Annotated in this window: 7 protein-coding genes; 6 read left to right on the forward strand and 1 reads right to left on the reverse strand. The window is 69.5% G+C overall.

The window, feature by feature from the left end; translation table 11 throughout:
• Positions 1–3: 3 nt before the first annotated feature.
• The 5 genes from VFG33_RS21530 to VFG33_RS21550 all read left to right on the forward strand — a co-directional run bounded on the left by VFG33_RS21530 (position 4) and on the right by VFG33_RS21550 (position 7087).
• Positions 4–1302: an aldehyde dehydrogenase family protein gene (locus VFG33_RS21530; protein ID WP_325054718.1), complete on the forward strand. Its 1299-nt coding sequence runs from the start codon at positions 4–6 to the stop codon at positions 1300–1302.
• An 18-nt stretch (positions 1303–1320) separates the two neighbouring features.
• A complete protein-coding gene (locus VFG33_RS21535; protein WP_325054712.1) occupies positions 1321–2100 on the forward strand; it encodes a 3-oxoacyl-ACP reductase in 780 nt (259 codons plus the stop codon).
• A gap of 193 nt (positions 2101–2293) precedes the next feature.
• Positions 2294–3031: a FadR/GntR family transcriptional regulator gene (locus VFG33_RS21540; protein WP_325054713.1), complete on the forward strand. Its 738-nt coding sequence runs from the start codon at positions 2294–2296 to the stop codon at positions 3029–3031.
• Between the two features lie 894 nt (positions 3032–3925).
• Entirely contained in the window at positions 3926–6697 is a 2772-nt protein-coding gene (locus VFG33_RS21545; RefSeq protein ID WP_325054714.1) for a helix-turn-helix transcriptional regulator, read from the forward strand.
• A gap of 159 nt (positions 6698–6856) precedes the next feature.
• A complete protein-coding gene (locus VFG33_RS21550; protein ID WP_325054715.1) occupies positions 6857–7087 on the forward strand; it encodes an SCO4848 family membrane protein in 231 nt (76 codons plus the stop codon).
• Between the two features lie 3 nt (positions 7088–7090).
• Here VFG33_RS21550 and VFG33_RS21555 read toward each other — a convergent pair whose 3' ends face one another.
• The gene (locus tag VFG33_RS21555; RefSeq protein WP_325054716.1) at positions 7091–7885 is read right to left on the reverse strand and encodes a helix-turn-helix transcriptional regulator; all 795 of its coding nucleotides are present in this window, start codon (positions 7883–7885) and stop codon (positions 7091–7093) included.
• A 49-nt stretch (positions 7886–7934) separates the two neighbouring features.
• On the opposite strand from VFG33_RS21555, the gene VFG33_RS21560 reads away from it, so the two are divergent.
• A complete protein-coding gene (locus VFG33_RS21560) occupies positions 7935–8765 on the forward strand; it encodes a M55 family metallopeptidase (protein ID WP_325054717.1) in 831 nt (276 codons plus the stop codon).
• Positions 8766–8936 lie beyond the last annotated feature (171 nt).

The following is an 8936-nucleotide window of genomic DNA, read 5'->3' on the forward strand; positions in this document are numbered from 1 at the left end:
GAACTGGCCTCGGAGCACGAGACCGACCAAGCGATCGCTCGGGCATCAGCCGCCTTCGGAAGCTGGCGTGAGGTGACTCCGGCGGATCGCGGTCGACTGCTGCGGAGGTTCGCCGACGCCGTCGATGCGGATCTGGACAATCTCGCGGCGCTGGAGGTGGAGAATGCCGGGCACACCATCGGCAATGCTCGCTGGGAGGCGGGCAACGTGCGCGACGTCCTCAACTACTACTCCGCGGCGCCCGAGCGGTTGTTCGGGAAGCAGATACCCGTTGCCGGAGGCATCAACCTCACCTTCGCCGAGCCGCTGGGCGTGGTCGGCATCATCGTGCCGTGGAACTTCCCGATGCCGATCGCCGGTTGGGGATTCGCTCCGGCGCTAGCAGCCGGGAACACCGTAGTACTGAAGCCTGCTGAGTTGACTCCATTGACCGCGGTGCGGTTGGGGGAGCTTGCGTTGGAGGCCGGGTTGCCGCCGGGCGTATTGGAGATCGTGCCGGGGGCGGGGACCGTGGTGGGACAACGGTTCGTCACCAACCCCGCAGTGCGGAAGGTCGTGTTCACCGGGTCCACCGGGGTCGGCAAGCAGATCATGGCCGGGTGTGCGGACCAGGTGAAGCGGGTGACGCTGGAGCTCGGGGGCAAGTCCGCGAACATCGTCTTCGCGGATGCCGATCTGGAGAAGGCGGCCGCGCAGGCGCCGTACGGGGTGTTCGACAACGCCGGTCAGGACTGCTGCGCGCGGTCGCGGATCCTGGTCGAGCGGTCGGCCTACGACCGGTTCCTGGAGTTGCTCGAGCCCGCGGTCAAGGGTTTCAAGGTCGGCGACCCCAGTGATCCGCAGACCGAGATGGGTCCGCTCATCTCCGCGAAACAACGCGAGCGCGTCGCTGCCTATGTGCAGCAGGACGTCGCATTCACCGGTACTGCGCCCGACGGGCCGGGATTCTGGTTCCCGCCGACCGTGCTCACCCCGGCGGCTCCGGATGCGCCGGCCGTGCGGGACGAGATCTTCGGTCCGGTGGTCGCGGTGGTGCCGTTCGAGGACGAGGCTGACGCGGTGCGGATCGCCAACGACTCGCAGTACGGGCTGTCCGGCTCGATCTGGACCCGCGACATCGGGCGCGCGCTGCGCGTCAGCCGCGGGGTCGAGGCCGGGAACCTGTCGGTGAACTCGCACTCGTCGGTGCGGTACTCGACGCCCTTCGGCGGCTACAAGCAGTCCGGGCTCGGTCGCGAGCTCGGGCCGGACGCGCTGGACGCGTTCACCGAGACCAAGAACATCTTCATCTCTGACATCTGAACCGGAGGACTGAATCCCATGACAGACGTGAACGCTCATCGACTGGCCGGCCGGGTCGCGGTGGTGACCGGTGGCGCCAGCGGGATCGGCCTGGCCAGCGTCCGCCGGCTGGCGGCCGAGGGGGCGAAGATCGTCATCGGCGACCTCGACCCGGCCGCGGGCAAGGCAGCCGCGGACGAGGTGGGCGGGCTGTACGTGCCGACCGACGTGACGAGCGAGACCGAGGTGGAGAACCTGTTCCGCCAGGCCTACGACGCCTTCGGGTCCGTCGACATCGCGTTCAACAACGCGGGCATCTCGCCGCCGGAGGACGGCTCGATCCTGGAGACTGGTCTCGACGCGTGGCGGAAGGTCCAGGAGGTCAACCTGACCTCGGTGTACCTGTGCTGCAAGACCGCCATCCCCTACATGCAGCGCCAGGGCAAGGGCTCCATCATCAACACGGCCTCGTTCGTCGCGGTGATGGGCGCCGCCACCTCACAGATCTCGTACTCCGCGTCGAAGGGCGGCGTGCTCGCGATGAGCAGGGAACTCGGGGTCGAGTTCGCCCGGCAGGGGATCCGGGTCAACGCGCTGTGCCCGGGGCCGGTGAACACCCCGCTGCTGCAGGAACTCTTCGCCACCGACCCCGAGCGCGCGGAGCGCCGGCTCGTCCACGTCCCGATGGGCCGCTTCGGCGAACCCGAAGAGATCGCCGCCGCCGTCGCCTTCCTGGCGAGCGACGACTCCTCCTTCATCACCGCCAACACCTTCCTCGTCGACGGCGGAATCTCCGCCGCCTACGTAACCCCGGTCTAACCCAACCCCAACCCCAACCACCACCTACTTTCATTCGCCCCCTTTTCACCCTGATGCAACGGTCACCAGCAAGACACGCCGCACGTGGGGTGAAGGGGGCGAATGAAAGCGACGTGGAGCGCACCGCCCGCGTTCGGCAGGAGGTTCGTAGTACGGGGTCGTAGGGTGATGAAGAGCGGGAGGTGGGTGGCGGATGGTTGAGCAGGTCGACGGGGTGTCGCGGGCTGATGAGGCTCTGTTCCGCCCGGTTCGGGCCGGCAACCCGTTCGAGGAGACCGTCGAGCGGTTGCTGCAGGCAATCAAGCTCGGCGTCGTCGGCCCCGGCGAGCGGTTGCCGTCCGAGCGCGACCTCGCCGGCCGCCTGTCCGTCTCCCGCGTCACCCTCCGCGAGGCGATCCGCGCACTCACCGAATCCGGTTACGTCGAATCCCGCCGCGGCCGGTACGGCGGTACCTTCGTCAACGAGCGCCTCCCCAAACCCCGCCGGATCGGCGCCAAACGCCTCGCCCGCGAGCTCGGCAGCGGCCTCGAGGACGCACTCGTACTCCGCTCCGCCCTCGAAGTCGGCGCGGCCGAGGCAGCGGCATCCCGCGAGCTGAGCCCCGAGGAACGCGACCACCTCCGCGGCAGCCTCGCCGGTACCGCCGCCGCCAAGCTCCCCGACTACCGCCGGATGGACTCCCGCCTCCACCTCGCCATCGCCGAGGTCAGCGGTTCACCCTCCCTCACCTCGGCGGTCGCAGACGTCCGGATGCGCCTGAACGCCCTGCTCGACGCCATCCCGCTACTCGAACGCAACATCGTCCACTCCGACGAACAACACCAGGCCATAGTCGACGCCATCCTCGCCGCCGACCCCACCACCGCCCGCCGCACCATGCAAGAACACCTAGCCGGCACCGCCGCCCTCCTCCGAGCCTTCCTAACCTGACCCAGCTCGCGCCGTCCGGCTAGGCACTGGTGCCGTGTCTGTGCAGCCGACGCCGGCCCCGGCGCTATCAGTCGAACAACCCGCGACCGCCCAGCAGGCGAGCAGCCCGCTGCCGGGCCGTTCGACCGATGCCGGTCTTCAGGGCGCTATCGGTCGCACAACCCGCTATCGGCCCAGCAGGCGAGCAGCCCGCTGCCGGGCCGTTCGACCGATGCCGGTCTTTAGGGCGCTATCGGTCGCACAACCCGCTATCGGCCAGTTGGACTCCTGGTTGGACCGCCTGGTGGTGCGCGTATTCCGCCAGGTGGTGCCCATCGACCCGGCGGGCACGCCGCAGGTGGGGTACCCCTACCTACGGCGGGTTCTCCCCGGTTAGGCCCGGGGATAACCCGCCGTTCGCGGAGGTACCCCCCACTTACGGATCGATCCAGGCCGGGTTCCGCAGGGTTCGCCGGTTGCCGGGGCATTTGGATCCCCCGGACTGTGGCCGTACTTCCCAGCGGCTCCGGGCGTAGCTGCGTCCTTCCCTGGTCGAGGTGGTGGGTGTCAAGGGTCGAACTTGTTCGAGCCCGCAGGGCCGCGAAGCGCCCTTGATACCCACCACCTCGACTGGCACCATCACGCAGCCCGGCGACGCGAACCACCACACCCACCCGCGAGCTACCCACACCCATGAACCCCCGAACCACACGAGCCCCAGCGAACCGCCGCGCCAAGAAATGGATTGCTGGCGGGCGACACGCCGGGGGAGTGCGCAGTGGTGAACGCCACGTGGCGTGAACAGATGGGTAACGAGGTGGTGGCGGACGAGTTTCGATGTGTGACACTCGCCGTGTCCATTGGCACTCGACTGTGATGTGGGCGAATGTAATCCTTCGGGGAGAATGTGGATCCATGACTGACGACGAGCTGGTCGGGCGCACCGGACTGGTCGAGCGTGCGCGGAAGCAGCTCGAGACCAGTGGCAGCGTGCTGCTCTACGGGCCGACAGGGATCGGGAAGTCCGCCCTGGGCCGCGCCCTCGTGGCCGACCGGACCCGAGCCGGCTGCCGGGTGCTGAGCGCGGCGCCCTCCCAGAGCGAGGCCGGCCTGCCCTACGTCACGCTCCTCGATCTCCTTTCGAACCAGCTCGAGCTCGCCTGGCAGGTGCTCCCTGACCACCTCCGGCAACCGCTCGAGGTCGCCCTGCTCAAGGCCAGCGCCCCCGACACCGTCCGGGACGAGCTGGCCGTCCGCCTCGCGGTCCTGCACGTACTGCGGCGCCTGGCGGCGTCCGGGCCGGTGTTGCTCGTCGTGGACGACATCCAGTGGGTGGACCCGTCCAGCCTCGAAGTGCTCACGTTCTGCGCGCGCAGGCTGACCGAAGGCGTGCACATGCTCGCCACTGAGCAGGTGGCCGACGGGGATCTCCCGGCGATGGCAGAGGCATGCCCGGACCCCCTGCTGCAGCTGGAAGTACCCCCGCTCACGGAGCCCGACGTACTGGCTCTCCTCCGCAACAGGTTGTCCAGCCCACTCCCGGTCCGTACTGCGCGACGGATCCACGCCGCGAGCGCCGGGAACCCGTTCATGGCGCTAGAGCTGGGCCGCGCCGTACTGCGGCACCCGCAAGGCGTCTCGCCGAACGACCCCCTGCCGGTGTCGAGCCGCCTGAAGACCCTGCTCGGGGACCGCCTAGCCGACCTCAGCCCGGCCACTCACGAACTACTCCTGCATGCCGCGTCCTCCCCGCGCCCGACCACCGTCCAGCTCGCGCAGTCCATCGGCAGGCCGATCGACGCCGCACTCGCCGAGGCCGAGGACCTGGGGCTGATCGACATCTCCTCCGAGCGGCTGCGCTTCTCCCACCCGCTGCTCCGGGAGTTCGTGTACGCCGAGGCGACGTCCGCGGCTCGTCGGCAGGCGCACGCACAGCTGGCTGCCGTGGTCGAAGAGCCGGTCGAGAACGCGAGGCACCGGGCCCTGGCGACCCAGGAGGCGGATGCGGACCTGGCCGCCACCATCGAGGAGGCCGCCGCGACCGCCGGTGGCCGTGGAGCGCTCGGCACCGCGGCGACCCTGTGGCGACTCGCCGCCGAGCGCACTCCGGCGGACCAGCCGGACGACCGGGCCCGGCGTCTCACCCGGGCCGCGGACGACGCTGCCGCGGCCGGTCATCTGGTGGAGTCCGCCGAGATGGCGCGCTTCGCGGTACAGGTCGCGACCCGTCCGGAGGTGAAGGTGCCGGCGCTGCTGCTGCTCGTGGACGCGGCGTGGCCCGAGCGCGACCGCCGGATCGAACTGCTCGCCGAGGCCTTCGAGGCAGCCGTCGGCGACGACCGGCTCGAGGCCAAGGTCAGGATCATCCGCAGCCACAGCGCGTACTTCGACCGGCGGCTCGACGAGGCGCGGGAAGACGCCCGGATCGCGGAGAAGCTGGCTCGCAAGTGCGGCGACACCGAGATTCTGGTGGATGCGCTGAGCGCGGCGAACCCGGTCGAGATCGCGGTCGGTGGCGGGGTCGCGTCCGACCGGCTGCTCTCCCAGGCGGCCGAGCTCGCGATCGGGCTGCCGCTGACCAAGACCGTCGTGCATGCCCGGCAGATGGGCGCGATGCGCGAGCTCTTCCTGGGCCGGACCGACGAGGCGATCGCGGGGATCTCCGCGCTGGTCGACGAGGTGCGGGCGGGCGGCGCGATCCGCTGGCTGGCCGGGATCCTGATCTCCGCGACCGCGATCTACGAGCGCAGCGGCAGGGGCGCTGACGCCCTCGCAGCCGGGCACGAATGCCTCCAGCTGATGCAGGACCTGGGCGACGAGCCCGAGGTCGGCATGGTGATCGCGAGCCGGGCCGAGTGGGTCGGCGGTACTGCGACGGCCGCGCGGGTGCTCGCCGATGCCGCGCTGGAAGCGGTGCGGGCGGTCGGCAACGACGAGTGGACCGGTCCGGCGCTGGCAAGTGTCGGCCTGGTGGGCGTGCTGACCGGCGACCCGCAGCGCGCGGTCGAGGCGTTCGACGCGATCGCGGACTCCGGCGAGGCGGCGATGCCGTTCGATCCGGCCGTGATTCCCTGGCACGCCGACTACGCGGAGGCCCTGGTCGGGGCCGGACGGCTGGATGATGCCGCGGCCCTGATCGCCGAGATCCGTGAGCGGGCCGAGACCCTGGACCGCGAGGTCGTGCGGGTCGGGCTGGCCCGGTCCGAGGCTCTGCTGATCGCCAAACAAGGCGATCCGGCGGCGGCCCTGGACCTGCTGGAAAAGACCGTCAACACGGCCGGCGATCACATCTACCCGTTGGACCTCGCCCGCTGCGAACTGACCCGCGGCCGGGTGGCGAGGCAGGCCCGTCGCCGTTCGGTGGCGCGGACCGCCTTCCTCGACGCGATCGAGCAGTTCGAGAGCTACGGCGCTCCGGCCTGGCGTGAGGTGGCGGAGACCGAGCTGGCGCGGCTCGACGTACCGAGCCGGAGCCGGCAGCCGTCCGAGCTCACCGACAACGAGCTGCAGATCGTCGCGATGGTCCGGGACGGTTCCACCAACCGTGAGATCGCGGCTGCCCTCTACCTCAGCGTCAAGGCGGTCGAGTCGCAACTCACCCGCCTCTACCGCCGCTTCGGTGTCGCGAACCGCACCCAACTGCTACGCACAGTTGACCGCGGTGGCCCCGACCTCGCGTCCCGCTGAAGGTTAACCCTTGTAGTGACCCGCCAGTAGCTTCTAAGGCCTTGCCCGGCCCGGTCGGCATGATTCAGCCTCGGTGCACGTAGAGAGCTCGCCCCTCGCTCGGGGCGGCCGAGTGAGGCGCGGCCGCCCCGCTACGCAGTACGGGTGGACAATGAGTGAGTGAGACTCGAACGCAAGCACGCACTGGTCCTGATCGGCATCGCCATCTGGAACGTCGTCACCTATGTGACCTTCATCAAGAACCTGGCCGGCACCTCTGGCCGCCCGACCGGGTACTACGTCGCGCACACCGTGCTGATCATCGTGAACTTGCTGATCGCCGCCCTGCTCGGCACCTGGGGTTACCGCGCCTACAAGGCGACCCGAACCAAGCCCGACGTCAAAGTCTGAAGTTCACGGTCTGGTGAACTGGGTCGGGGTCACGCCGAGCATCTTGCGGAAGTGGCGGTTCAGGTGTGACTGGTCGTAGAAGCCGGCCAGGCCCGCGACCTCGGCTGGTGGGCGCCCGTCGAGCAGGTAGCGCCTGGCCAGGTCGACCCGGCGGCCGGTCAGATAGCGGTGCGGCGGCATCCCGTACTCCCGGCTGAACGCCCGCACCAGGTGCGCCGGATGCGCGTGCACCAACTTCGACGCCTCGTCCAACGTGATCCCGGTCGGCAGATGCCCGTCGAGCACCTCCCGCAACCGGCTCGCCACTCCAGCGTCCCGGCGGTCCGGCGGCTCCACCACTCGATTGCGCAGTTGCTGCTGCAGCCGCTCCTCGATCAACGTCAGCCGGCTCTCCGCCTCGAATTCCTCGCGCCCATCAGCCAGTACTCCGTGCAACTGGTGGATCCGCGTTCGTAGTACGGGATCGACGAACTCGGGGCGGTCCACGGCCGCGCCGACCAGACCGTCGCCGCCCAGGCGATCCGGCTCCATGTAAAGCACCCGCTTACGGAATCCCTCGGGCCGGACGGAACGCCCGTCGTGGGGCACATTCGGCGGCAAGAGAGACACCTGGGCCTGCGCGAGGCCGTGCTCGCGGTGATCCAGGTCGTACCGGACCGCGCCCTCGTCGACGATCAGCACGGTCCACGCGTCGTGGGTGTGACTGGGGTAGGCATGCGACGGGAAGTACGCGTGCAGGACCTCGACGACGCCGCGCACCGCGGGCCGCCACGCGCTGACCTGCGCGGAGGCGCTCACACGTCAGAACATACGCTGCGAACTCAAAGCGTCTCCGGGAGGCAGAGGGTTGAAGGTCTACATCAGCGCGGACATGGAAGGCATCACCGGACTGGTCGACTCCGACGACGTCCAGCCACCGGGCCGGGACTACGAACGCGGCCGGGTGATGATGACCGAGGACGTGAACGCCGCGATCCGCGGCGCCTACCAAGCCGGCGCCACGTCCGTCCTGGTGAACGACGCGCACGGACCGATGCGCAACCTGCTGCCCGACCTGCTCGACCCTCGGGCCGCGCTGATCAAGGGCCGTCCCAAGCCGCTCGGGATGATCGAGGGCCTGACCGCGGAGTACGAGGTCGCACTCTGCGTCGGATTCCACTCGCGGGCCGGCGTGCTCGGCGTACTGAGTCACAGCTTCATGGGTCACGAGATCGAGGACATCTGGCTGGACGACGAACCGGTGGGCGAGATCGGCATGCTGCACGCGGCAGCCGCCTCGCTGGGCGTCCCTGTCGCGCTGCTCACCGGCGACGACACCGCTTGCGCCGAGATGAAGGCCTGGGATCCGGGTGTTTCCACGGTGGCCGTCAAGTACGCCAAGGACCGCTTCGCCGCGCAGTTGGTGCCAGTCGCTGAAGCCCGCGCCACCATTGAGACGACCACCGAAACGGCCCTCCGCACCCTGCCGCAGGCGCCGACCCCCAGCAATGCGGTCCGTCGGCTCACCGTCCGCTGGCAGTCGGCCTCGGTCGCGTCCCACCTCCCGGCGATCCCAGGCGTCCACAAACGTGACGACCGCACAGTCACCGTCGAGGCCCCGATGCTCGACCTCTACCGCCTCTTCTGCCTCTTCCTCCGAGTAGCCACAGCCGTCACCAGCAACCCGCCCTACTGCTGAACCGCGAGTTGTTGGTTGGTGGGTAGGTGCATGTGGTTCGCGTCGCCGGGCTGCGTGAGTTTGCTAGTCGTGGTGAGGTGAGTCAAGGGCGCTTCGCGGCCCTTCGGGCTCGAACGAGTTCGACCCTTGACACACCTCACCACGACCAGGGAAGGACGCAGCTACGCCCGG

The sequence above is a fragment of the Kribbella sp. genome (assembly GCF_035687465.1).
GTDB lineage: Bacteria > Actinomycetota > Actinomycetes > Propionibacteriales > Kribbellaceae > Kribbella.

Coding starts and splice junctions, on each gene's coding strand:
- VFG33_RS21535 (WP_325054712.1), top strand. CDS start 1,321: ATGACAGACGTGAACGCTCATCGACTGGCCGGCCGGGTCGCGGTGGTG.
- VFG33_RS21540 (WP_325054713.1), top strand. CDS start 2,294: ATGGTTGAGCAGGTCGACGGGGTGTCGCGGGCTGATGAGGCTCTGTTC.
- VFG33_RS21545 (WP_325054714.1), top strand. CDS start 3,926: ATGACTGACGACGAGCTGGTCGGGCGCACCGGACTGGTCGAGCGTGCG.